Annotated in this window: 22 protein-coding genes; 9 read left to right on the plus strand and 13 right to left on the minus strand. The window is 72.1% G+C overall.

Going from position 1 to position 24,235, the window contains the following annotated elements:
• The first annotated feature begins 19 nt into the window (after positions 1-19).
• Positions 20-1,462, plus strand: a complete 1,443-nt coding sequence (locus ACBJ59_RS13740; RefSeq protein WP_375110529.1) for an MFS transporter — start codon at positions 20-22, stop codon at positions 1,460-1,462.
• Here the strand turns inward: ACBJ59_RS13740 and ACBJ59_RS13745 are convergent.
• The 5 genes from ACBJ59_RS13745 to ACBJ59_RS13765 form a co-directional block, all read right to left on the minus strand.
• Positions 1,431-1,997 (minus strand): hypothetical protein, encoded by a 567-nt coding sequence (locus ACBJ59_RS13745; protein WP_364111780.1) that lies wholly within the window; start codon positions 1,995-1,997, stop codon positions 1,431-1,433. The genes ACBJ59_RS13740 and ACBJ59_RS13745 overlap by 32 nt on opposite strands.
• 51 nt (positions 1,998-2,048) lie before the next feature.
• A complete protein-coding gene (locus ACBJ59_RS13750) occupies positions 2,049-2,720 on the minus strand; it encodes a hypothetical protein (RefSeq protein WP_364111782.1) in 672 nt (223 codons plus the stop codon).
• Positions 2,721-2,805: 85 nt separating this feature from the next.
• Positions 2,806-3,786: a polyprenyl synthetase family protein gene (locus ACBJ59_RS13755; protein WP_375110530.1), complete on the minus strand. Its 981-nt coding sequence runs from the start codon at positions 3,784-3,786 to the stop codon at positions 2,806-2,808.
• An 85-nt stretch (positions 3,787-3,871) separates the two neighbouring features.
• A complete protein-coding gene (locus ACBJ59_RS13760; RefSeq protein WP_375110531.1) occupies positions 3,872-4,147 on the minus strand; it encodes a hypothetical protein in 276 nt (91 codons plus the stop codon).
• A complete protein-coding gene (locus ACBJ59_RS13765) occupies positions 4,140-4,691 on the minus strand; it encodes an RNA polymerase sigma factor (RefSeq protein WP_375110532.1) in 552 nt (183 codons plus the stop codon). Before ACBJ59_RS13765 ends, ACBJ59_RS13760 begins: the two co-directional genes overlap by 8 nt.
• A gap of 240 nt (positions 4,692-4,931) precedes the next feature.
• On the opposite strand from ACBJ59_RS13765, the gene ACBJ59_RS13770 reads away from it, so the two are divergent.
• A complete protein-coding gene (locus tag ACBJ59_RS13770) occupies positions 4,932-5,447 on the plus strand; it encodes a flavoprotein (RefSeq protein WP_375110533.1) in 516 nt (171 codons plus the stop codon).
• Between the two features lie 69 nt (positions 5,448-5,516).
• Entirely contained in the window at positions 5,517-6,461 is a 945-nt protein-coding gene (locus ACBJ59_RS13775; RefSeq protein WP_375110936.1) for a serine hydrolase domain-containing protein, read from the plus strand.
• A 50-nt stretch (positions 6,462-6,511) separates the two neighbouring features.
• Here ACBJ59_RS13775 and ACBJ59_RS13780 read toward each other — a convergent pair whose 3' ends face one another.
• On the minus strand, positions 6,512-7,465 hold the full coding sequence (locus tag ACBJ59_RS13780) for a zinc-binding alcohol dehydrogenase family protein (RefSeq protein WP_375110534.1): 954 nt from the start codon (positions 7,463-7,465) through the stop codon (positions 6,512-6,514).
• 81 nt (positions 7,466-7,546) lie between these two features.
• Here ACBJ59_RS13780 and ACBJ59_RS13785 point away from each other — a divergent pair, with 81 nt between their 5' ends.
• Complete coding sequence (locus ACBJ59_RS13785) at positions 7,547-8,143, plus strand: TetR/AcrR family transcriptional regulator (protein WP_375110535.1); 597 nt, start codon at positions 7,547-7,549, stop codon at positions 8,141-8,143.
• A 124-nt stretch (positions 8,144-8,267) separates the two neighbouring features.
• Here ACBJ59_RS13785 and ACBJ59_RS13790 read toward each other — a convergent pair whose 3' ends face one another.
• Entirely contained in the window at positions 8,268-9,137 is an 870-nt protein-coding gene (locus ACBJ59_RS13790) for a LysR family transcriptional regulator (protein ID WP_375110536.1), read from the minus strand.
• Positions 9,138-9,208: 71 nt separating this feature from the next.
• Between ACBJ59_RS13790 and ACBJ59_RS13795 the strand changes: the two genes are divergently transcribed.
• The 3 genes from ACBJ59_RS13795 to ACBJ59_RS13805 all read left to right on the plus strand — a co-directional run bounded on the left by ACBJ59_RS13795 (position 9,209) and on the right by ACBJ59_RS13805 (position 12,371).
• Positions 9,209-10,069 (plus strand): 4-hydroxy-tetrahydrodipicolinate synthase family protein, encoded by an 861-nt coding sequence (locus ACBJ59_RS13795; protein ID WP_375110537.1) that lies wholly within the window; start codon positions 9,209-9,211, stop codon positions 10,067-10,069.
• Between the two features lie 66 nt (positions 10,070-10,135).
• Complete coding sequence (locus tag ACBJ59_RS13800; RefSeq protein WP_375110538.1) at positions 10,136-10,606, plus strand: MarR family winged helix-turn-helix transcriptional regulator; 471 nt, start codon at positions 10,136-10,138, stop codon at positions 10,604-10,606.
• A 157-nt stretch (positions 10,607-10,763) separates the two neighbouring features.
• Positions 10,764-12,371, plus strand: coding sequence for a TlrC/CarA/OleB/SrmB family ABC-F type ribosomal protection protein (locus ACBJ59_RS13805; RefSeq protein WP_375110539.1), 1,608 nt, complete (start codon positions 10,764-10,766; stop codon positions 12,369-12,371).
• Between the two features lie 103 nt (positions 12,372-12,474).
• On the opposite strand, the gene ACBJ59_RS13810 is transcribed toward ACBJ59_RS13805, so the two are convergent.
• Genes ACBJ59_RS13810 through ACBJ59_RS13820 form a run of 3 tightly spaced genes read right to left on the minus strand, consistent with a single transcriptional unit; the run spans position 12,475 to position 19,879 of the window.
• Positions 12,475-17,292, minus strand: coding sequence for a DNA repair ATPase (locus ACBJ59_RS13810; RefSeq protein WP_375110540.1), 4,818 nt, complete (start codon positions 17,290-17,292; stop codon positions 12,475-12,477).
• A 5-nt stretch (positions 17,293-17,297) separates the two neighbouring features.
• The gene (locus ACBJ59_RS13815) at positions 17,298-19,391 is read right to left on the minus strand and encodes a flotillin family protein (RefSeq protein ID WP_375110541.1); all 2,094 of its coding nucleotides are present in this window, start codon (positions 19,389-19,391) and stop codon (positions 17,298-17,300) included.
• Positions 19,391-19,879: a hypothetical protein gene (locus ACBJ59_RS13820; protein ID WP_375110543.1), complete on the minus strand. Its 489-nt coding sequence runs from the start codon at positions 19,877-19,879 to the stop codon at positions 19,391-19,393. Before ACBJ59_RS13820 ends, ACBJ59_RS13815 begins: the two co-directional genes overlap by 1 nt.
• Before the next feature lie 208 nt (positions 19,880-20,087).
• On the opposite strand from ACBJ59_RS13820, the gene ACBJ59_RS13825 reads away from it, so the two are divergent.
• On the plus strand, positions 20,088-20,999 hold the full coding sequence (locus ACBJ59_RS13825) for an NADP-dependent oxidoreductase (protein ID WP_375110937.1): 912 nt from the start codon (positions 20,088-20,090) through the stop codon (positions 20,997-20,999).
• On the opposite strand, the gene ACBJ59_RS13830 is transcribed toward ACBJ59_RS13825, so the two are convergent.
• Positions 20,989-21,903 carry an aminoglycoside phosphotransferase family protein gene (locus ACBJ59_RS13830; protein ID WP_375110545.1) on the minus strand — a complete coding sequence of 305 codons (915 nt, stop codon included), beginning with the start codon at positions 21,901-21,903 and terminating at the stop codon, positions 20,989-20,991. The two genes, ACBJ59_RS13825 and ACBJ59_RS13830, sit on opposite strands and share 11 nt — an antisense overlap.
• A 112-nt stretch (positions 21,904-22,015) precedes the next feature.
• Here ACBJ59_RS13830 and ACBJ59_RS13835 point away from each other — a divergent pair, with 112 nt between their 5' ends.
• On the plus strand, positions 22,016-22,858 hold the full coding sequence (locus ACBJ59_RS13835; protein ID WP_375110546.1) for a hypothetical protein: 843 nt from the start codon (positions 22,016-22,018) through the stop codon (positions 22,856-22,858).
• A gap of 29 nt (positions 22,859-22,887) precedes the next feature.
• Here the strand turns inward: ACBJ59_RS13835 and ACBJ59_RS13840 are convergent, their stop codons facing one another.
• Positions 22,888-23,766: a 1,4-dihydroxy-2-naphthoyl-CoA synthase gene (locus ACBJ59_RS13840; RefSeq protein ID WP_375110547.1), complete on the minus strand. Its 879-nt coding sequence runs from the start codon at positions 23,764-23,766 to the stop codon at positions 22,888-22,890.
• A gap of 130 nt (positions 23,767-23,896) precedes the next feature.
• Complete coding sequence (locus tag ACBJ59_RS13845; protein WP_090938046.1) at positions 23,897-24,229, minus strand: helix-turn-helix transcriptional regulator; 333 nt, start codon at positions 24,227-24,229, stop codon at positions 23,897-23,899.
• Between the last annotated feature and the right edge of the window lie 6 nt (positions 24,230-24,235).

Below are 24,235 nucleotides of genomic sequence, written 5' to 3' on the forward strand. Positions count from 1 at the left end.
CGGGTATCGGGGTGATCCTATGAGCGACGTGGAAACCGGCACCATCAGTACGAAGGTGCCCGCCCGGCTGGATCGGCTGCCGTGGTCCCGCTGGCACTGGATGATCGTCATCGGTCTCGGCACGGTCTGGATCCTCGACGGGCTCGAGGTCACCATCGTCGGCAACCTGTCCGCGCAGCTGGCCAAGCCGGGCAGCGGCGTGGACATCACCCAGGCCCAGGTCGCGGGCCTGGCCGCCGCGCTCTACGTGGCGGGCGCCTGCGCGGGGGCGCTGTTCTTCGGCTGGCTGACCGACCGGTACGGCCGCAAGAAGCTGTTCATCATCACGCTGGTCGTCTACCTGGCGGCGACGCTGCTGACCGCGTTCTCCTTCAGCGCGTGGTGGTTCTTCCTGTTCAGGTTCGTGACCGGGTTCGGGATCGGCGGCGAGTACGCGGCCATCAACTCGGCCATCGACGAGCTCATCCCGAGCCGCCACCGGGGGCGCATCGACATCATCATCAACGGCAGCTACTGGCTCGGCGCCGCGGGCGGTGCGCTGCTGACCGTGCCGCTGCTGAACGACCTGCCGGTCAACATCGGCTGGCGGGTCGCGTTCGGGCTGGGCGTGGTGCTGGGGCTGGCCATCCTGCTCGTCCGCCGTCACGTGCCGGAGAGCCCGCGCTGGCTGTTCATCCACGGCCGGGGCGAGGAGGCCGAGCGGATCGTCGACGACATCGAGCACGAGATCGGCAGGGACGACCTGCCGGAGCCGAAGCAGACGATGACCGTGCACCAGCGCAAGTCGATCGGCTTCGGCCGGATCGCGCACACGATGGTCGCGCTCTATCCCAAGCGGACGGTGCTCGGGTTGTCGCTGTTCATCGGGCAGGCGTTCCTCTACAACGCGATCACGTTCGGCTACGCCCAGATCCTGTCCACGTTCTTCAAGATCGACACGAACACGGGCTACTACTTCGCGGTCATCGCGGTCGGGAACTTCCTCGGTCCGCTGCTGCTCGGCCACCTCTTCGACACCGTGGGCCGGATCCCGATGATCTCGGCCACGTACATCGGGTCGGGGCTGCTCCTGCTGGGCACGGCCTGGCTGTTCAACGAGGGCGCGCTCAACGCGGTGACGCTGACCGCGTGCTGGTCGGCGGTGTTGTTCGTGGCCTCGGCGGGGGCGAGCTCGGCGTACCTGACCGTCAGCGAGATCTTCCCCATGGAGACCAGGGCCATGGCCATCGCGTTCTTCTTCGCGATCGGGACGGCCGCCGGCGGCATCGCGGGGCCGCTCGTCTTCGCCTCGCTGGTCGAGACCGGGGTGCCGGGGGACACGGCGCTGGCGTTCACGATCGGGGCCCTGGTGATGATCGCCGGTGGCCTGGTCGAGCTGCTCCTCGGGGTCAAGGCCGAGCGCAGGGGGCTGGAGGACATCGCGGCGCCGCTCACGACAGCCGGGGCAGCGAGGGCCGCATGACCTTCAGCACGTGGGTGCTGTCGGCCAGGTAGAGGTGCGGGACGTCGACGAACACCCGCATCGGGCCGCGCTCCGTCCCCAGCTTCGCGGCCATCGCCGCGTGCACCTCCGAGAGCGGCAGGTAGTTGAGGTAGCTGGTGAAGGCGTTCTGGGAGCGGAAGGTCGCGGTCATGACGAGCGTGCCCTCCCTGATCCGGAAGGCCACCCCGATCAGGCAGGGCACCGCGTCGTACGGCTCGCCGGGGACGGTCAGCGAGATCCACGCGCTCTTGCTGTACGGCTTGACCCGCAGCAGGTCGGCCGCCCACCTGAGCTGCCCCCCGATCCTGGCCCCGTAGCTGTACTTGAACGGCGGCACCACCACGTCCTCGGTGAACTTCCTGCGGTACAGCGCCAGCCGGTCCGCGTCGCCGTACCGCGCGATGATCGGGTCGTCGCCGCTGACGCGCGCGATCTCGAACAGCACGGACGGCCCCTCGATGACGGGACCGCGGTCGTCGTCGGCGAGGGTGCCCGCCGACCAGACATGGCGCATCAACCAGATCCACGCCTCCCCACACGACGCCCAAAGTGCCGGGCCGGGCATTCAGCTCTCCAAATACGGGAATCGGTACGGGTTGCGGGGAAGCCGGCGCCGTCTGGTCACGTTGCAGCGGATGTAGTAGACGGCGTAGTGGACCAGCGCCACGAGCAGGATGCCGGTCATGAGCAGGAGCAGGTTGGGCTCCTGGCCGCTGAGGCCGGTGACGCCGACGGTCAGGTAGGTCGAGTTGACCGTCGCGAGCATCATGACGTTGATGCCCGGCCACGCGAGGGGCGCGTACGTCTCGGGGAAGCGCGGGTCGATCGGGAGGTTCGGGCTCCAGTCGAGGTCGTCCCTGAGTTTGGTGGCGTACAGCAGGCGGAAGTTGTTGATCGCCCGGGCCGTCCTGGCGTGCGCGTTGACCGCCTCGATGAGGCGCAGGAACGGCAGGACGCTGAGCAGGCCGAACGCGGTGACCAGGGCGAACAGGTACCACGGCACGTCCTGCCAGCGGGTCAGGCTCTGCGGGTCGACGACCTTGGCGCTGGCCAGGGCGATGGCCGCGAGGAAGGGGCCGGACAGCAGGCTCAGCGCGAGCCTGGTCATCTTCAGGCGCTCTTCCTTGGCGGCGAGGTGGACCGCGTAGATGCCGGTGAAGTCCACTGCGGCTAGCTGGAGGAACTGGCTCGGCGCCAGGTCGTCCTCCCTGGCCATGCGAGGGGGTGTCTTTCGCATGAGCGTGCTCCTGGTGTGAGTACCTCCAGTATGAGCACTCTTTCTGGGATTTGCCGGTGATTATTACCAATTGTTCCAACAAATCTCAACTCACTGCGGTTAAGGCGGTCATGCGCTCAACCCGGTCGATGTACGCGGACGGGAGGCCGTACAGGAGGGCCGCCATCTCCTCGTCGTGGATCACCGGCAGGGCGGCCAGCGCGTCGGAGGCCAGGCCCCGGCAGTAGCTGATCGTCTCAGTCGTCATCCGGCCGGCCCGCAGCCTGCGCAGCGCCTCGGCCACCTGCTCGTCGCTCATGTCGCGGCCGAGCAGCCCGGTCAGGTCGGCCCCCGAGAGCAGCACGGGCAGGCTGTAGACGCCCTGCCGCAGGTCGTTCCCGGCCGGCTTGCCGAGCTGCGCGGTGGACGCGGTCAGGTCCAGCAGGTCGTCGAGCACCTGGAAGATCAGCCCGAACTTCTCGCCGTACGCCGCCATGCGCGCCCGGTCCTCTGCCGTGGCGTGCGCGCAGACCGCCGCCACCAGGCATCCGGCCCTGAAGAGGGCGGCGGTCTTGCCGGTGATGGACCTCAGGGCGCTCTCCCGCGTACGGGCCGGGTCGAACAGGCCGGCCGTCTCCAGATACTGCCCCTCGGCCAGCTCGACCATGGTGGCCGCGAGCACCTCGGCCACCGGCCTGGACACGCTCGTGATCGCCGCCAGCCCGGCCCTGGCCAGCATGAAGTCCCCGATGACCAGCGCCCTGCCGTCGCCCAGCTCGGCGTTGAGCGTGCTGGTGCCGCGGCGCTCGGTGGCCCGGTCCATCAGGTCGTCGTGCACGAGCGACCCGGCGTGGATGAGCTCCACGCAGGCGGCGGCCGTGATCACGCGGCGGTCGGGGGCCTTGCCGAGCGCGAGGGAGGCGGCGAGGGTCAGGGCGGGCCGCAAGCGCTTGCCGCCCGCCGCGACGATGCGCCCGGCGCCGACGTTGATGCCGGGCAGCGCGGAGGAGCCGCTCAGCCGCCGGATCCTGGCCTCGACCTTGGTCAGCCCCGCGGCGATGGCGGGGCTGCGCAACAGTTGATCCATGTCCTCCAGCATGCTCGCCGGCCGCTGTGCCGCACCTGAGAGACCCTGAGGAGCCTCTCAGCCCTGCGCTGCCGAGGAGCATCCCTCAGCCCGTCCGGGATCCGGGTGCCCGGGTGAGCTCGCACCGGCCGTCCACGCATCGCCGCCGCAGCCGGCCCCGCGAGATCGTCTGCACCAGCCCGATCGCCCAGCAGGTCGGGCAGCCGCGCAGGGCCAGCAGGCCGGCCGGTACGAGCATCAGGCTCACCGGGCCGAGCGCCGGCAGCAGCGCCACCGAGCCGATCAGCGCGCCGAAGCCGGCCGCGCCCCGGAGCAGATGCCGGGGCAGCGACGCGCTGGCGAAACCGCGGTCGTCAGTCATCCGCGCCTCCTCGGGGAGTGCTCTCCAGGGTCCGGTGGACGGTCGCGCGGGCGCGGTGCAGCCGCGACTTCATCGCGGAGACGCTGAGACCCAGCGCGCCGGCCACCAGCCGGCCGCTGAGGCCCTGGACGTCTCGCATGATCAGCACCTGCCGCTGGTCGGCGGGCAGGGCGGCGATGGCCGCGGCCACCCGATCGGCCTCCAGCCGCCGCATGACCTCGTCCTCGGCCGAGATCGCGCGGGTGTCCTCGACGAGCTCCGGCCGCCGCACCGTCAGCCGGGCGCGGCGCAGGCACTCGTTGCGGACGATGCGGAACATCCACGACGCCAGCGCACCGGTGGCCCGCAACGTGCCGATCTTCCGGTAGAGGATGATCAGCGCCTCCTGCGCCGCGTCCTCCGCGTCCTCGGGCGTGGCGCACAGCGAGCGGGCGAAGCGCCGTACGTGCGGGTGCGACCCGGACACCAGCGCCGAGATCGACTCGGCGTCGCCGCGCTGCGCCGCCACGATCAGCCGCTCGGCGGGCCAGGTCCGGTCAGCCACGCGAGCGGCCTCTCCTGCGCAGCAGGACGACGCTGCACGCGCAGACAAGTAGGACCGCGACCGCGATTCCGGCGATGAGCATGACAATCTCCAGTCTCCCGTCCCGGCGCTGTCGCCGGCACACGTGTATGAGAGGCGGCGACCGCCGGAAAGGATTCGGCGGCGGGGGTCCGTGGAACCGGGGAACCGGCGGCGGGGATCCTTGGAGCCAGTGAACCCGACTTCATGGGAGTGCGTCGCGTGACCGAATCATCGGGTGAGGTGCTCTATCTCGTCGTCTGCGCCGCCGGGGCGGCGGCCGACGTCGGGCGGCTCGTCGGCCTGGCGCAGGAGGAGGGCTGGATCGTGCAGATCGTGGCGACCCCGTCCGCCTTGGACTTCATCGACGTGGCCGCGCTGGAGCGGCAGACCGGGCGGCCGGTGCGCAGCCGCTACCGCAAGCCGTACGAGCCGAAGCCGCCCCGGGCCGACGCCATCGTCGTGGCGCCGGCCACGTACAACACGATCAACAAGTTCGCCCAGGGCATCGCCGACACCTACGCGCTGGGCGTGCTGGCCGAGGCGCCGGGGCTGGGCATCCCGGTGGTCGTGCTGCCGTTCGTGAACAGCGCGCTGGCCGCCCGCACGCCGTACCGGCGCAGCGTCGAGGACCTGCGCGCGGACGGCGTACGGGTGGTGCTCGGCGCCGGCGGCTCGGAGCCCTACCCTTGGGAACGCGCGCTGGCGGAGCTCGGCGGCAGGAAGCGGACGCCTTGAGAGCTTGTCCCTGACACCGTGTGAGGCTGTATGCCAGGATGTGCCGATTTCGGGAGGTACATCGTGGGAATGTCGGAGCGGGTGGACGAGGTCCTGCGTGCGGGGAAGGCGCCCAACCTGCACGGGCTCGTGGTGATGCGGGGCGGGGAGGTGGTGATCGAGCGGTACGGCGCGGGGGCCGACTACCACCTGGGTGACGCGCTCGGGCAGGTGGTGTTCGACCGGGACACGCTGCACGACCTGAGGTCGGTGTCCAAGAGCGTGGTGGCGCTGGTGTACGGCATCGCGTTGCGCGAGGGGCTGGTGCCGGCGCCGGGGGAGTCGCTGGTGCGGCAGTTCCCGGAATATCCCGATCTGGTGGCTGATCCCGGGCGGGCGCACCTCACCGTCGAGCACGCCCTGACCATGACGCTCGGGCTGGAGTGGCGGGAGGACCTGCCCTACACGGATCCGGCCAACGGCGAGATCGCGATGGAGCTGGCTCCCGACCGGCACCGGTACGTGCTGGAGCGGCCCGTCGTCGAGGAGGCGGGCAAGCGGTGGAACTACAGCGGCGGCGCCTCCGCGCTGATCGGGGAGATCATCACGCGGGGCGCCGGGCGGCCGTTGGACGAGTACGCGGCGGACCGGCTCTTCCGGCCGCTGGGGATCAGCGCGTACGCCTGGTCCAGGGGGGACGACGGCGCGACGCGGGCCGCGTCCGGGCTGCGGCTGCGGCCGGTCGACCTGGCCGCCATCGGGCAGCTCGTGCTCGACGGCGGCCGGGACATCGTGCCGGGCGACTGGCTCCGGGAGGTGCTGCGGCCCCGGGTCGTGATCGACGACGGGTTCGAGTACGGCTACCAGTGGTATCTCGGCACCGGTGAGCGCCGGTGGGCCGAGGCCATCGGGAACGGCGGGCAGCGGTTGCTCGTGGCGCCGGAGGAGGGGCTGGTGGTGGCGGTGACGGCCGGGGAGTACGACTCCGGCCAGGTCAGCGCGCAGGCCGTGCTCGACGCCGTGCTCGACCGGTAGCGGCCGGCCGCCCGGCGGTCCCGTGCTTGCTTGCTCGGGCGGCCCCGGCGTCAGGGGACGAGCAGGACGCGGCCCGTCAGCGTGCGGCTCTCCAGGAGGCGGTGGGCCTCGGCGGCCTCCTCCAGGGGCAGCGTACGGGCGATGGACGCGCCGCTCCGGCCCGCCGCCAGCCGGGCCAGCATCTCCGGGTAGTGCGTGCCGAAGACCTGCCCGGCCCAGCCGGGACCGCTGCAGCCGATGGCCGTCACGCCGCGCTCCATGAGGTCGGCGGCGGTGAACGCGGCCGGCTCCCCGCTCAGCAGGCCGTAGTAGAGCAGGCGGCCGGTGCCCGGGGTGAGGCGGCCGAGCACCTGCCCGGCCGACGCGCCGCCGATGGACTCGAAGGCCACGTCCACGTCCGGCAGGCCGGAGGGCCAATCGGGCGTCCCGTGGTCGAGCACGGTGTCGGCGCCCAGCTCGACGGCCCGGTCCCGCTTGGCGGGCGATCCGGCGGTGGCGATCACGTGGCCGGCCCCGAACTCCTTGGCGTGGCGTACCAGGTGGCCGCCGACCGCGCTGGTGCCGGCCTCCACCAGCACCGTTTCCCCGCCTTCCAGCCTGGCCCGGTGGAGCAGGGCGAGGGCGATGGCGCCGGGGGCGGCCACGGCCAGCGCCTCGGCCGGGGTCACGCCGTCCGGCACCGGGCAGGCCATGGCGGCGGGGAGCACCACGTACTCCGCGTACGCGCCCAGCCCGCCCGTGACCCCGACCAGCGTGCTGCCGAGCAGCTTCCCGTCCACCCCCGCGCCCGCCTCGACGACCTCGCCCACCGCCTCCGCGCCGAGCACGGCGGGCAGCGGCAGCGGGAACGGCAGCGTGCCCGCGCGGATCTGGGTCTCGGCGTAGCTGACGCCGACGGCCTGGGCGCGGATGAGGACCTGGCCCTCTCCCGGCCGCGGGCGCGGCAGGTCGGCGGGCTCCAGCCGCTCCGGCCCGCCCTTGGCCGTCAGGACGATCGCGCGCATTCTTCCTCCAGATAACCGAACCAGTGGTCCAGTTAATATATGGACCACTGGTCAAGTTTGTCCATGGGAAAGAATGACCGGATGGAACGTCGAGAGCGGGCCGACGCCGCGCGCAACAGGCAGGCGATCCTGCGGGCGGCCGAGGAGCTGCTGCGGCGGCACCCGCCCGAGCAGGTCTCCGTCGAGCGGGTCGCGGCCGCCGCCGGCGTGGGGAAGGGGACGGTCTTCCACCGGTTCGGCAGCCGTACGGGGCTCATGCGGGAGCTCATGGCCGAGCGGGCCCGCGAGCTGGAGGTGGCCGTCGCCGAGGGGTCGCCGCCGCTCGGGCCGGGGGCGGAGCCGGGGGAGCGGCTGGTCGCGTTCTTCGCCGCGGTGGCCGCGCTGGCGGCGCGCAACGGCAACCTCATGGCGGCGCACGAGCACGCCATGGTGACCAGGAAGGGGGCCGCCGAGCAGCCCAGGGAGGCCAATCCGATCTACGTCTCCTGGCATCGGCACGTGACCGGGCTGATCGCCGAAGGGCGGCCGGACGTGGATGCCGGGCAGATCGCTCACATGCTGCTCGGCACCCTGCACATGGAGCCGATCGCGAGCCAGTTGCGGGCTGGGGAGCACGAGCGGCTCGCGGCGAGCTTCGCGGATCTGGTCAGAGGGCTGTTCGGAGCGGGAGGCCGGTGACGGGGGTGCTCGCGGGTGTTCGGCGGGGAGGGCGGCGCGCTCACGGGCGATCACGGGGGCGTGGACGGTCGCGGCTGATCAGGGAGGGGCTGGTCAGAGGGGAGCTGGAGGCGGGCGTGGCTGGTCAGAGGGGGAGGTGGGGGACGGCCGTGCGGAAGGCGGCGACGGCGGCCCTGATCGCCGGGTGCTCGCCGTTCCCCTTCCGGAACGCGGCCAGCGTGCGGCGGCTCAGCGGCAGGCGGGTGAGCCGTACGCCTCCCGGCGGGCTGGTGGCCGCCAGGTGGGGCACGAGCGCGACGCCCTGACCGGCCGCGGCGAAGGCCAGCACGGTGTCGAAGTCGTCGATGTGGTGCCGGACGAGCGGCTCGAACCCGGCCGCCTGGCAGGCCCTGACGGCCATGGTGTGGCAGAGGGTGCCGGGCTTGTTCGTGATCCACGCGTCGTCGCGGGCGGCGGCGACGGAGGGGCGGTCGGTCAGGTAGATCGGCTCGCTGAACAGCGGCTCGGTCTCGACCGAGGCGTCGGTGACGGGCGGGACGAAGTCGTACTCGTGGACGAGCGCCACGTCCAGCTCCCCTGCCCCCAGCGCGGCCGAGACGTCGGCCGGGTCGATCTCGGACACCATCGGCCGCAGCCCCGGGTGCGCGCCGGTCAGGCCGGCGAGGGCGGGCGGCAGGAGCACGCGGGCGGCCGTGGGGAAGGCGCCGATCCGCAGCGGCCCCGAGGGTCCGCCGCGCGCGGCGGCGAGGGCGGCCGAGGCGCGTTCGAGCTGTTCGAGCACGGCCTGCGCGTGCTCCACGAGGAGCTGCCCGGCGGGCGTCAGCGCCACCGTGCGGCCGGTGCGTTCCAGCAGCGGCACCCCGGCCTCCCGCTCCAGCGCGCTGAGCTGCTGGGAGACGGCCGACGGCGTGAACGTGACCGCCTCGGCCACCGCGGCGATGGTGCCGCGCCTGGCGAGTTCGCGGAGCAGGTGGAGCTTGCGCGGATCGAGCATAAGCTCAGCTTAATCTCGGACGAAGAAACTAGCGCTGGACCTAACGGGTTCCGGCAGTCCAGGCTCGAAGCATGATGAGAGGAATCCACGTACCGCTGGTCACCCCGTTCGAGTCGTCGGGCGCGGTGGCCGTGGACACGATCGAGAAGCTCGGCCATCACGTGCTCGACCAGGGCGCCGCCGGCCTGGTGGCGCTGGGCACCACCGGCGAGGTGGCCGCGCTCGACCCCGCGGAGAGGGCGCGCGTGATCGAGGTGTGCGCCCGCGTCTGTGCCGAGCGGCAGGCGCTGCTGACGGTGGGGGTGACGGGCAACGACACGCGCTCGACGGCGCGGGCCCTGCGGGAGCTGCCGCCGGGGGTGGGGGCGGCGCTGGTGATGGTGCCGTACTTCCTGCGGCCCGGTGAGCGCGGGGTCGTCGCGCACTTCGAGGCGCTGGCCGAGGAGACGCCGGTGCCGCTGGTCGTCTACCACATCCCCTACCGGACCGGGCAGGCCGTCAGCGCGGCCACGCTGCGCCGGGTCGGCGCGCATCCGATGATCGCGGGGGTGAAGTACGCGGCGGGCGGGATCGACCAGGACGCGATCGACCTGCTCGGGGACCTGCCCGAGGGGTTCGCGGTGCTGGGCGGGGACGACGTCTGCGTCTCGCCGCTGCTCGCCCTGGGCGCGGCGGGCGGCATCCTCGCCTCCGCGCACCTGGAGACCAGGAGCTTCGCCGACCTGGCGGACGCCTGGCAGGCCGGGGACGTCGCCCGGGCCAGGGCGCTCGGGAACCGGCTGGCCCGGCTCTCGGCGGCGCTGTTCGCCGAGCCCAACCCGACCGTGATCAAGGGCGTGCTGCACGCCCGGGGCCTGATCCCGACCCCGGACGTACGCCTGCCGCTGCTGCCCGCGAGCCACGAGTCGGTGTCACGGGCTCTCCTGGCGTAGATCCGCGCCTATCCCGTCAAAAGCCACTAATGTTTCGTTCGGGCGAACGAAATATATCTGTGGAGGTTGAGGGATATTTCGGAGAGGCGAAAGGATCTGCTGGAGGCGCTCGTCGGTGCGGGGCGGGACCACGGCGACGCCGCCGTCGCGTACCACGGGGCCATGGGCGAGCGGCTCGGTCTGGGGCCGACCGAGGAGAAGGCGCTCGATCTGCTGCGGCGCCACGGGCCGCTGACGGCGGGGGAGATCGCGCAGCACACCGGGCTGGCCCCGGCCACCGTCAGCGGGCTGATCGACCGGCTGGAGGCCAAGTGGCTGGTGCGGCGGCTGCGTGACACCAGGGATCGGCGGCGGGTCATCGTCGAGATCAACTACGAGCGGGTGGCCGGGTTCGCGGAGCTGCTGGAGCCGTTCGCGGCCGGCCTGTCCCGGCTGTACGAGCGCTACACCGACGACGAGCTGGAGGTGATCCTCGACTGGCTGCGGCGGTCCACGGCGCTGCAGCGGGCGGCCACCCGGGAGCTGGCCGAGCGATAAAGGGCTGGACATCCCGTCTGATCAAGGGATAACGTCTCCGCCGATATGGGTTCCCTGTGATTCTCGCGCCCGAGGCGCGCACGCGTTGAGCTGACTGCTCCGCCTGCGCCGCCTCGCTCTGGTCAATTCCGCGCCGAGAAGAGGAGGTGGGCCCTTTATGCGTACTGCTGCCCAACTGGCATTCGCCGAGATCACCAAGCGTTACGACACCCGCGTCGTCCTGGACCGCGTGTCCTTCACCGTCAGACCCGGCGAGCGGATCGGGGTGATCGGGGACAACGGGTCGGGCAAGTCCACGCTGCTCAAGCTCATGGCGGGCGCCGAGCGGCCGGACAACGGCGAGCTCACCGTCGTCGCGCCCGGCGGCGTCGGCTACCTGCCGCAGTCTCCGGAGCTGCCGCCGCACGCGACGGTGGCCGACGCCATCGACGTGGCCCTGGCCGAGCTGCGCGACCTGGAGAGCCGGATGCGGGCCGCCGAGCGCGCGCTCGACACCCCGCGGGACGCGGAGGTCTACGCGGGGCTGGTGGCCGAGTTCGAGGCGCGCGGCGGGTACGAGGCCGACGCCCGGGTGGACGCCGCGCTGCACGGGCTCGGGCTGCCGGGGCTCGACCGGGCCCGCCCGGTGGCCACGCTGTCCGGCGGCGAGCGCTCCCGGCTCGCCCTGGCCGCGACCCTGGCCGCCGACCCCGAGCTGCTGCTGCTCGACGAGCCGACCAACGACCTGGACGACCAGGCCGTGGCCTGGCTCGAACGGCACCTGCGCTCCCACCGGGGCACCGTGGTGGCCATCACGCACGACCGGGTGTTCCTGGAGCGGGTGACCGCCACGATCCTGGAGGTCGCCGAGGGCCAGGTGCGGCGCTACGGCGACGGGTACGCCGGATACCTCACGGCCAAGGCGGCCGAGCGGGCGGCGCGGCTGCGGGCGTACGAGGAGTGGAAGCAGGAGCTCGGCCGGCATTCGGGGCTGGTCTCCGCCAACGCCGCCCGGCTGGCGGCCGTGCCGCGCAAGATGGTCAAGGCGGGGATGGGGACCGGGGCCTGGCGGGCGCGCTCGCGTACGCACGGGGCGGCCGGACGCGTCCGGCAGTCGCAGCAGCGGGTGCGTTCGCTCACCGACGCCCCGGTGTCGCCGCCGCCCGAGCCGCTGCGCTTCGCCGCCGACATCAGGGGCGGCGTCTCGGACGGTGCGGCGGTTGTGCTCGACGGGGTGCGGGTGGCGGGGCGCCTGTGCCTGGAGACCCTCACGGTACGGGCCGGCGAGCGGCTGCTGGTCACCGGGCCGAACGGGGCCGGGAAGACCACGCTCATGCGCGTGCTGGCCGGTGAGCTGCGGCCGGACGCGGGCACCGTGCGGCGGGCGGGCCGGGTCGGGCACCTGCGGCAGGACGAGCAGGCGGGGCCGCCGGACCGTACCGTGCTGCGGGCCTACGCGCACGGGCGGCCGGGCTCCCTCGACGACCATGCGGACGCGCTGCTGGCGCTGGGGCTGTTCCGGCCCTCGGACCTGGGGTTGCGCCTGGGCGAGCTGTCGTACGGGCAACGCCGCCGGATCGAGCTGGCCCGCCTGGTCAGCGAGCCGGTGGACCTGCTGCTGCTCGACGAGCCGACCAACCACCTGTCGCCGGTGCTCGTCGAGCAGCTGGAGGAGGCGCTGGGCTCCTACGGGGGCGCGCTGGTGATCGTCACGCACGACCGCCGCCTGCGCGCCGGCTTCACCGGCTCCCACCTGGAGCTGAGGGCCGGCACGGCGACGATGTGACGGGCGCGGCGAGTGCGGAGTCGCGGGCGCGGCGATGGTGAGCGGGGTCGCGGCAGTGTGACGACCCTGGTCGCGGACGCCTCGACCGCGACCAGGGCCGCGTCTAGTGGCCCGACTCCTTGATGGCGGTGCCGACCTCGCCGACGCGGTCGGCCAGCAGGCCGATCGCGCCCACCGCCCGGACCACCGGGTCGTCCTCGGCACCGCCCAGGGCCTTGGCCTTGAGGTAGGCCGCCTTGACCGCCGCCCAGCGGGCCGCCCGGGCGGGGTCCAGGCGGCCGCGCAGCTCCGCCAGCTTGAGCAGGTTGGCCTCGGCGTCGGTGGTCAGCGTCTGGGCCTCGCCCAGGTAGTGGTCGTCGATCACCGCTTCCAGCTCGGCGTCGTTCATGGCGGGGACGATGCGCTCGGCCAGCTTGTTCATGTTCCGGTAGGAGCCCTGCAGCCGGTACGGGGGCTCCGTACGGGCGGCGTCCGACTGGGCGGCCGAGGCGATGTACGCCTGGTTGTTGGCCAGCACGACCTCCTGGACCCGGACGAGCTTGGCCAGCACGCTGAGGATCTGGTCCAGCTCCGGCTTGCTGTAGGGGTGCTGGAGCTGGTCCGGCCGGACCGTCGTGTCGCCCTTCGCCAGGCGGACGAGCAGCTCCACGTCACCCCGGTCGCGTCCCGACAGGGGTGCGAGCACCGGGTTGGAGGTGAGCGCGTTGTCCACGTAGCTCAGCGCGAACAGCTCGTCCCTCCCCGAGAGCACGTCGCCCAGGTTCCACACGTCGGCTCGGTTGGCCAGCATGTCGGGGATGCGGAAGCGCTGCCCCGACTCGGTGTACGGGTTGCCCGCCATGCACACCGCGAACCGCTTGCCCCGCAGGTCGTACGTCCGCGTCCGGCCGTTCCACACACCCTCGATGCGGCGCTGGGCGTCGCACAGGGAGATGAACTTCTGCAGCAGCTCCGGCGAGGTGTGCTGGATGTCGTCCAGGTAGAGCAGGGTGTTGTTGCCCGTCTCCAGCGCGAACGAGATCTTCTCCACCTCCTGCCTGGCCGTGGCGTCCGGGGCGTCCGCCGGGTCCAGCGAGGTGACCTCGTGGCTCAGGGCCGGGCCGTTCACCTTGACGAAGACCAGGCCGAGCCGGCTGGCCACGTACTCCATCAAGGTCGTCTTGCCGTAGCCGGGCGGGGAGATGAGCAGGAGCAGGCCCATCTGGTCGGTGCGCTTGCCCGCCCCCGCCGCGCCGAGCTGCTTGGCCAGGTTGTCGCCGATCAGCGGCAGGTACACCTCGTCCAGCAGGCGGTTGCGGACGAAGGCGCTCATGACCTTGGGCCGGTACTCGTCCAGGCGCAGGCGGCGGCGCTCGGCCTCGACCAGCTCGGTCCTGCGCCGCTGGTAGGCCCGGTAGGCCGGGACCTGCTCCTGGCCGAACCGGCGGGTCCTGGTGAGGAGCTCGTCCAGGCGGATCTCCAGCTTGCGGTCCTTGACCCGGGGGTGGGTGCCCAGCAGGCCGTCCACGGTCTCGGTGATGGTGGCGCTGGACTCGTGGCGGGGCAGGTCGCACAGCAGTACGGCGACGGCCTCGGCGGCCTCGGGCCCCTGGTGGTAGGCGGTCATCCAGGCCCGGGCGAGCTGGAGGCGCTCGGGGAGGGGGAGGGCGCTGAGGTCCTCCTCGAACTCCCGCACCTTGGCGGGGCCGAGCGCGTGGCGGAAGCCGTCGAGGAGGTCGCGGGCCGCCTTGGCGGTGACGAAACCGGCGGGCGTGGCGGCCAGCTCCTCGACGAGGTACTCGCCGGCGAGGCTGACCGGCGGCAGGCCCAGGCCGGCCAGGAACCGCGCGATCGAGGTCTCCAGCTCGTCGGCCAGCGAGCCCAGGGCGGGCGTGATGCCGAAGACCGTACGGGCCCGGACCAGCGACACGGCCCTGGTGACGAATGTTTTACGTGAAACCTCCTCCACCCCGAACGCCCAGTAGAGCTGCGCGGACGCCCGGACCTCCGCCGGATAGCGCAGCAGCCCCGCGCCCTCCCGCAACCGCACCAGCGTGTCCAGGATGGCCGTGGCGTCGTGGTCGTGGACCCCACGCTCGTATCCCTCGTCGTAGCGCTCCTCGGCGGCCCGGCGGACCAGCTCCTCCAGCGGCGCCCCGGCGGTGACCGAGTCGAGCAGCGAGGCGGCCAGGTATTCGGCCCGGTAGACCTCCGCGGACTCCGAGACCAGCAGCTGGTCCCAGAACGGCCGGGTGTCGGCGAACGAGTCGGGCACGGGGGAGCGGTAGTCCGTCCCGGTGATCGCGAACGACATCGCGCCGTCGTGCGGCACCAGTGTCAGGTCGATCGGCTGGGTGTTGACGGCGAAGCGGTGGTGGCCCAGGCGCAGGATCTCGCCGCCGTCGGAGAACAGGTCCTGGCGGTCCCGCAGGGCGCGCCCGGCCTCCTGGTGGGCCGACTTGACCCGTCCGTCCAGCTCCTCCGCCCGTACGGCGTCGCCGAGCCCGCGCAGCTCCCCGGCCGCCGAGCGGACCTTGGCCACCATCGGGTCGGTCGCGAAGTAGGTGTTGACGTCGTCGAGCGAGGCCAGCGCGGCGAGCCGGCGGGTGATGCTGCCCAGGATGCGCTCCGCCGAGGCGAAGACGCGGTCGGCGCGCCGGGCCAGCTCGTCGAGCTGCGTCTGCTTGCGGGCCGAGAACGCCTCGTAGACGTCGTCCCGCTTGGCCGCGAGCTGCGTCGCGAAGTCGTCGAACTCGCCGAAGCGGGTCTCCAGGTTCTCGATCTGGAGCATCAGGCGGCCGAGCTGCTCGTCGCACTTCTCCGGCGCGTCGGCCATCGCCAGCGCGCCCGTGACGGCCTGGCCCAGCAGGGCGAACTCGGCGGCGAACGCGGCCCGGCCCTCCGTGCCGAGCAGCTCGCGCCTGCGCCCGTCCAGCACGGCCCTGGCCCGGTTCACGCCGCCGAGCACCTCGGCGATCCGGCCCAGGATCGAGGTGCGTACGGTGGCGTCGGCGATGTCCAGCGACCCGACGACCTCCGTGACCACCTCCAGCCCCTCGGCCTGCTCCGCCAGCCGGTCGGCGACGGGCGCGGCCTCGGCCACCGTGCCGATCGCGGCCGCGTCGGCGGCGAGCCCGTCGACGGCCGCGTGGTAGCCGGTGAACGCCTCCTCCCCGGACAGGAACGTGACGGCCCGCCTCCCGGCCGAGGCCACCTCCTCCGTCACCGTGGCGGACAGCGCGTCCAGGGCGGTCAGGTCGATGTAGCGGACCTCGCGCAGCGTCACCAGGTGCCCCTGGGCGCGGCGCAGCGTGGCCAGCAGGGTGACCCAGGCGTCGGCGGTGGCCGGGTCGTCGGCCTTCGACCTCCGTACGAGCTGGGTGGTCTCCTCCTCGGCCGTGGCCAGAGTCCGGGCGGCCTGGCGGGTGAGCTGCTCGACGTTCTCGTACTCGTCGAGGACCTGCTCGGCGGTGGCGCGCACGTCGGCGAGCGGCCCGCGCAGGCCGTGCTCGCCGAGCCAGTGGTAGGAGTCGAACGTCCGCGTGCAGGCGGCGATCAGGCCCTCGAAGGTCCCGGCGGACGGCGCCATCTCCTCGACCATCCGCGCCACCGACAGGCTGTCGGAGATGCCGCGGACGAGCTCCGCGTTGCCGATGCGTTCCAGGGGGCCGGTCCCGGTGGGCTGGGCGGCGGCGTAGGTGTCCGACACGTACGGCGTCTGCCACACCTGCATCGGGTGCACCCGGGTCGGCTCCTCGGAGGTGGCCCGGAAGACCACCATCGTGCCGTCGTCGAACAGCGAGTACCCGTGGCAGACGATGGGGGTGGCCACCTCCTTCCTGATCACGTTGTACGGCAGCAGCAACGAGCGCCCGTCGCCCCTGGCGTGGAAGACGTACAGGACGTCCTCGCCGTTGGGGGAGCGGACCACCCGCTCGAACTCCAGGTCCGACACGTCCGTGTCGAACGTCTTGCTGACCCCCGTGGCCAGGTAGTAGCCGCCGGGGAAGATCAGCCCCTGGTCCTCGGGCAGGCGCTGGCACGCCTGGCCGAGCCCGTCGAGCCGGACGACGGCCTTGGTGCGCGTGTTGAAGACCAGGTGCCGCCGGTCCGTCTCCTTGTACGGCCTGATCCGCATGAGGATGAGCGGCCCCACGCGGGCGTACTCGACGTCGGCGTCCGCGAGGCTCTGCAGCGGCTCGGCCACCGGCTCCGAGTAGATGCCGGCCCCGGTCTCCGTGTTGTCCTCGACCTTGATGGTGAGGTCGCCGCCGACGGTCTCGACGAACACCTCGCCGCCGATGGAGATGTGCGGGTGGCGGCCGAGGATGTGGTCGTCGCGGGTGGTGGGCGTCCACTCGAAGTCGTGGGACGGGGGGAAGGTGTGGTCCCGCTCCCCCCGGTTGTCCTGATATTTCGGGACCCCGCCGTTGCTGACCGTCCAGCGCAGCACCCGCGTGTCCGCCGGGCCCGTCCGGAAGACGGCCAGCAGCTTGCCCTCGACCCGCCTGAGCTGCTGGAGCCGGGTCTCCTTGTAATAGCGGTACAGCTCGGCGAAGTCCTTCCTGAACGCCGGGTCGTCCAGCGTCTCCAGCCTGTCGGCGTCGAACCTGAAGGCGTCGCCGTCCCGGGAGAACCGGTGCACCGCGAACACGTCCGCCACCGTCGTCTCCGGCTTGAGCCCGATGAAGACGTTGTAACCGAACAACATCACGTCGCCCAGGGAGACGATGTCCCTGGGGACGCAGTTGTTCTCCGTACGGATCCGCTCGGTGCCCAGCAGGCGCAGCTCCGCCCCGCCGAAGACCTTCAGCCGCTCCCCGTTGAGCGCCTCGGCCGCCGCCGCGAGGGCCTTGGCCTGGGCCTGGAGGCGGTTCCTGAGGACCTCGTACGTCCCCGCCTCCAGCCCCACCTCCAGGGCGCCCTCCAGCTGAGACGTCACAGCGCTCACTTGGCGCCGGCCAGCGCCGCCACCGGCGAGTCGGCCACGCCCAGCCGGCGGGCCGTCTCCAGCAGCTCACCGAGCGCCGGCGACTGCGGGCCGCCGTCCTGGATGAGCCGCATGAGCAGCGCGGACACGGTCACGTTCTTGAGGTCCTCGGTGCTCACGCCGCCGATCACGCCGGCGAGGTCGGCCGCCAGGCTGGCGCTCCCGTTGAGGTACGGCGAGACGATGGCCCCCGCGACCGCCGAGTGGTCCACGAAGCCGTCGACCACCTTGCCCGCGGTGATCGAGCCGACCACCTTGTCGAAGAACATCGTGTCGCCGCCGACGATGTCGATGTTGGCCTTGGCCAGGCCAGCGGCCAGCACGCTCGCCTGCGACTCGGCCACCTGCCGCGTGACGTCGATGTGCTTGAGGCGGATCTCCTTGTCGGCCTCCAGGCGCAGGCGGTACTCCTCGTGCCCCCTGCTGGCGTCGTCCAGCGCCGCCATGGCGGCCGCCTTCTGGGTGAGACCCTCGGCCTCGGCCTTGAGCTTCTCGCCCACCGCCGCGGCCCCGGCCAGCGCCATCGCCTGCTGGCCCTCGGCCTGCGCCTTGAGCCGGTCGCCCTCGACCAGCGCCATGGCCCGGGCGCCGTCCGCCTCGGCGGCCAGCCGCTCCTTCAGCACCAGCGCCTCGGCGCGGCCCACCTTCTCGATGGCGTCGGCGTCCCGCTCCCTGACCTGGACCTGCGCCAGCCCGCTCGCGGCCGTCTCGGCCTGCACGCCCTCGGCGAGCCGGATCTTGGCCCGCGCCTCCAGCTCGGCGGCCTGCTGCCGGGCCTCGGCCAGCACGAGCTCCTCGCGGGCCCGGAACTTCGAGGCGGCCTCGGCGGCCTCGGCCGCCTTGATGTCCTTGACCAGGTTCTCCTGGGCCTCGGCCTCGGCGGCGATGATCACCTGCTGGCGGGTGCGCTCGGCCTCCTCGACCACGCGCAGCCGCTTGATGGACTCCTCCTGCTCGGCCACGGTCTTGTCGACCGCGATGCGCTCCCGGATGACCTCGGCGATCGAGCGCTTCTCGGTCTCGACCTCCTTGTCCTTGGCGATCCGCGACAGCTCGGTCTCCCGCTCGCGGGCGATGACCTCCAGCAGGCGGTCCTTCTCGATGCGCTCGGTCTCGATGGCGATGACGCGCTCGCGGTTCTTCTCGGCGACGGCGATCTCGCGGGCCCGGTTCTCGTTCTGCACGCCGAGCTGCTCGTCGGTCTTCATGTGCGCGGCCTGGGCGCGCAGCCGCTCCTCGGCCTGCACGCGGGCGACCTCGGCCTCCTCGCGGGCCTTGACGGTCTCGATCTCGCGCCGCTGCTTGAGCTCGGCGTCGGCCTGGCGGCGCTCCAGCTCGAGGATGGCCTCGCGGGCGTCCACGTTCTGGCGGGTGATCTCCTTCTCCTCGTTGCGCCGGAACTCGTTCGTGCGCACGTGCTCGATCGCCGTCAGCTCGGTGATCTTGCGGATGCCCTGCGCGTCGAGGATGTTGCTCTTGTCGAGCTGGGCCAGCGCGGTCTGCTCCAGGTAGTCGATGGCGGCGTCCTCGAGGCTGTAGCCGTTGAGGTCGGTGCCGATCAGCCGGACGATCTCGTCGCGGAACTCGTCGCGCTTGGTGTAGAGGTCGACGAAGTCGAGGTGCTTGCCGGCGGTCTTGAGCGCCTCGGAGAACTTGGCGTTGAACAGCTCCTGCAGCGTCGTCTCGTCACTGGCCCGCGCGGTGCCGATGGCCTGGGCGACCTTGATGACGTCCTCGGCGGTCTTGTTCACGCGGACGAAAAACGTGATCTTGATGTCGGCCCTGATGTTGTCCCGGCAGATCAGACCCTCGCGGCCGGTCCGCTCGATCTCGATGGTCTTGACCGAGATGTCCATGATCTCGGCCTTGTGGACGACGGGCAGGACCACGGCACCGGTGAATGTCACGTCGACCTTGTTGACCTTCGACACGATGAGCGCCTTGCCCTGCTCCACCTTCCGGAAAAGGCGGCCGATGACGAGGAGCAGGCCAATCACGATGACCAGGATGACGGCGAGGAATACGCCGAAGCCGGTGGAGATGACGTCCATCAGTGCTCACTTTCGTACGGCATGACCCAGAAGAATTCGCCGTCTTTGTCGTATTCGAAGATGAGTGCGTTGTCGCCGCGTGCCAGGCGGTCCTGGCCGGTCGTGCGCACCTGCACGACCGCGGACGAGCCGTCGGCGGCGGTGACCTCGGCCTGGCCGAAGTCCGGGGTGGCCGTGCCCGTGCGGATCACGCACATCTGGCCCACGAAGTCGCCGCGCGAGCGGCGGTCTCCTTCGGGGAACAGCCTGCTCAGCGGTGGCATCAGCGCCCTCGTGGCGAGCCAGGCCAGGCCCAGTGCGGCGAAGGGGACGGCGACCAGCAGGCCGCCGCTCGCCACCACGCCGCCGATGAGGCACAGCAGCCAGGCCAGCGCGACGAGCAGCGACAGCGCGACCCCCGCCGGGACTCCCCCGAGTCCCAGCCACGCGGCGTCGTCATCCAGCTCGAACAGGCCGGTGATGACGGCCAGCCAATAGCCGGCGACCACCACGAGAAGGAAAGTGAAAATGACTGTCGGAAAGCTCAGTGCGATGTCTAAGAAGTCGGTCATCCCGCCTCGGTGTACCCGTCCCCCTGTGATGTCCTGTCGGACTATATACAGATAAAGCGCAGCTAAAGGGGAAAGTTCCCCAAACGGTCTGCGACTTGACCTCAACTGTGCTTGAGGTAGCAGGCTCGGCTCCATGAGCGAAGTGATGAGAGCGGCGGCGTTCGCCGAACCCGGCGGTCCCGAGGTGCTGAAGGTGATGGAGCTGCCCGCGCCCCAGGCGGGCCCCGGGCAGGTCCGGGTGCGTGTGCGGGCGGCCGGTGTGCAACCCTTCGACGCGGCCGTACGGGCGGGGTGGCTGCCGCCGTACATCGAGGACCCGGGTTACCCGCGCGTTCCCGGTAACGAGTTCGCCGGCGTGGTGGACCAGGTGGGCACGGGCGTTTCCGGGGTGTCGGTGGGGGACGAGGTGCTCGGGTTCACCGCGCTGAACGCCTACGCCGAGTACACCGTCGTGCCGGCGGCCAACGTGGCGGCCAAGCCCGCGGAGGTGCCGTGGGAGGTGGCCGGCGGGCTGACCGCGGGCGTGCAGACGGCCGAGCTGGCCATCGACCGGATGGGCCTGGCCGAGGGTGAGACGCTGCTCGTGCACGGCGCGGCCGGGTCGGTGGGCACGGCGGCCGTGCAGATCGCCAGGAGGCGCGGAGCCACCGTGATCGGCACCGCCCGCGAGGCCAACCACGACTACCTGCGCGCCCTGGGCGCCATCCCGGTCGTCTACGGGGAGGGGCTGGCCGACCGGGTGCGCGCGCTGGCGCCCTCCGGGATCGACGCGGCGCTGGACGGGGCCGGCGGGCACGCGCTGGAGGTCTCGATCGAGCTGGTCCGGGACCGGGGGCGCATCGTCACGCTGGTCGAGCATGCCAAGGCGGCCGAGCTGGGCGTGCGGCTGGTCCAGGGCGACCGTTCCGCGGAGCGGCTCGGGCGCTACGCCCGGCTGTACGCCGAGGGGGCGTTCACCTTCCCGGTGCGCCGGGCGTACCGGCTGGAGGAGGCCGCGGACGCGCACCGGGAGATCGAGACCGGCCACGGCCAGGGCAAGATCGTCATCACCATCTGACGCTCACCGCCTCGGCGATCGCGAGCTGGATCTCGCTCAGCTCGCGGTCGCCGTCCTGCGCGTCCCACAGGCAGTTCTGCAACGCCCGGCCGAGCGTCCAGCCCGCTGCCCGCCGCCGGTCCAGGCCGAGCCCGTCCACCATGAAGTCGAAGCGCCGCAGCACCGCGCGCGGCACGTCGCCGGTCGCGACCACCTCGTCCCACCGGTTCCACAGGACGGGCATCAGGTCGAAGCCGGGGTCGCCGGCCAGCGGCTTGGGGTCGATGGCCAGCCACGGCTCCCGGTCGGCGGCCAGCACGTTGTCGTAGTGCAGGTCCCAGTGCAGCAGCCGGTCGCCGGGTTCGGCGACGAGCTCGGCGACCGCTGAGGCGCACCACCGCAGCCAGTGCCGGTCCCGCTCCCGCGGCAGCACGGCGAGGGCCTCGCCGACGTCGTCCAGCATGTCCCGCGCGATGTCGCCCAGCCGGCGCACGCCCTCGGGCGCGGGGTGGGCGACCAGCCGGCGCAGCAGGCCGGCCACGGTCTCCAGGGCCTCCATGACGTCGGGCACGGCCGCCAGGGACCGGCCGGCATCGAGGCGCTCGAGCAGCAGGGTGCCGGTTTCCGGGTCCGCGTCGAGCAGCCGCACGCAGCCGTCGCCCGCCCAGGCGCGCAGGGCCACGGCCTCGTCGGCGGTCTCGCCGGTGACGGGCTGGAGCTTGAGCGCGGCCCTGGTGCCGTCGGCGCGTACGACGGGCAGGACGAGGGCCACGATCCCATGGGCGGGCTCGCCGTCCAGCCGCAGGTCCCACTCGTCGAGATAGCGCTCGGCCAGCGCCGGCAGCCCGGCGGTCCAGGCCGGCCCGGCGTCCTCGTCGTACTTGAGGTGGGACGCGGCCAGCGCCTCCGGAACCTTGATCCTCATGCCCCCAGTCTGCCAAGGGCCGCGGGTCTAGGGCTTCCCCCTATACGCACCCTGAGGCGCGCCCGGAAACCCCGTGCCTACGCTGCAGCCATCATGGATGGAGGGGATGGCCATGACGACGATCGTGTTCATCCACGGGCGGGGCCAGGAGGGCAGGGACCCCCTGGTGCTGCTGGAGGAGTGGCGCGCCGCCCTGTGCGCCGGGCTCGGCACCGCCGCGCTGGCCACGCGGGCCGTGCTGCCCTACTACGGCAACGTCCTGCACCGGGTCACCGCCGAGGCCGCCAGGCGCGCCGACGTCCTGGAGAGCCTGCCGGAGGGCGATACCGAGGAGATGCCGTTCCACCCCTTCCTGCCGCAGGAGGTCGGGGAGCTCGAACGCAGCCTCATCGCGGACCTGGCCATGACCTCGGGGGCGCCGCCGGCGGCGCTGGGCATCGAGGACGTCCTGACGTGGGCGCTGGCCCGCCGCATGCTCGCGTGGGTCTCCCAGCGCACCAGCGTGGACAAGGAGATCATCAAGATCTTCCTGCAGGACGTCGCCGTGTACCTCAGCCACGGCCGGCAGCCGGTCCTGGCCGAGGTACGCCGCTCCCTGCCCGCCTCGGGCCCCGTCGTCCTGGTCTCGCACAGCCTGGGCACGGTGGTGGCGCGCGACCTGCTGGTGGAGGAGGAGCTGCGGCAGCGGGTGGCGCTCTGGGTGACGGCCGGCTCGCCGCTCGGGCTGCCCACGGTCCAGCGCAACCTGCTGGCCAAGGGGACCAAGCACCCGGGCGTGCCATGGCTGACCACGTACGACGTGAACGACATCGTCGCGCTCGGCCACCCGCTGGATCCGCCTTGGGGCACGCCGCTCAGCCAGGTCGAGGTCCAGAACCACGAGGCACCCCACGCCATCGACCGCTACCTCCGCCACCGCACGGTAGCCACCCCGATCGGCAAGGCCTGCGCCTGACCCGGGAAAGGGGCGCGGCGCCGGCGGGATCAGTAGTGCCAGGGGAACGGCGACCAGTCGGGCTCGCGCTTCTCCAGGAAGGAGTCGCGCCCCTCGGCGGCCTCCTCCGTCATGTACGCCAGCCGCGTCGCCTCGCCCGCGAACACCTGCTGCCCCACCAGCCCGTCGTCGACGGCGTTGAAGGCGAACTTGAGCATCCGCTGCGCCGTCGGCGACTTGCCGTTGATCTTGCGCGCCCACTCCAGGGCCGTCTGCTCCAGCTCCTCGTGCGGCACCACGGCGTTGACCATGCCCATGCGGTGGGCGTCGGCCGCGGTGTAGGTGTCACCGAGGAAGAAGATCTCGCGGGCGAACTTCTGCCCGACCTGCCGGGCCAGATAGGCCGACCCGAAGCCGCCGTCGAAGCTGGCCACGTCGGCGTCGGTCTGCTTGAAGCGGGCATGCTCCGCGCTGGCCAGGGTGAGGTCGGCCACCACGTGCAGGCTGTGCCCGCCGCCCGCGGCCCAGCCGGGGACCACGCAGATCACGACCTTGGGCATGAAGCGGATCAGGCGCTGCACCTCCAGGATGTGCAGGCGGCCGGTCGAGGGCGTGCCGTCGGCGTACTGGTAGCCGTCCTTGCCCCTGATGCGCTGGTCGCCGCCGGAGCAGAAGGCCCAGCCGCCGTCCTTGGGCGAGGGCCCGTTGCCGGTCAGCAGCACACAGCCGACGTCGGTGGTCTGCCGGGCGTGGTCGAGCGCGCGGTAGAGCTCGTCCACCGTCTGCGGGCGGAAGGCGTTGCGGACCTCCGGGCGGTCGAAGGCGATGCGTACGGTGCCCTGGTCGACAGCCCGGTGGTAGGTGATGTCGGTGAAGTCGAATCCCTCGACCGCCTGCCACGCCTTGGGATCGAACAGCTCGGAGACCATGGCGGAGAGCCTAACGGATCCGGCTTCCGGCCCCCCGTCCGCGCCCGGGCACGGACGGGGACACGCCGGCAGCCCTCCGGAAGCCGTTCGCCCAGAGGTGCCAGGGAGACCCCTGACACCGGGACGCCGGCTAGGTGACCTCGGCCCGCAACTCCGCGAGCAGTTCCCCCTGATCTGCCAGCATGTCGGTGAGGATGCGCCGGGCGGCGCCGAGCAGATCGGCCAGTTCGGGCGTGGCCAGCGTGTAGACCACGGTGCTGCCCTCGCGGATGGCGCTCACGATTCCTGCTCTGCGCAGGACTGCGAGCTGCTGGGAGAGGCTCGAGGCCTCGATGTCGATCTGGGCCAGCAGGTCCCTGACGGGAAGCGGCCCTTCCTGGAGTAGCTCCAACACTCGGATGCGAGCGGGGTGGCCGAGCGTTCGGAAGAAGTCGGCCTTGGCCTGGTGGACCTCCACGTGCATATAGCC

This window comes from Nonomuraea sp. MTCD27, from assembly GCF_041950495.1.
Taxonomy (GTDB): Bacteria; Actinomycetota; Actinomycetes; order Streptosporangiales; family Streptosporangiaceae; genus Nonomuraea.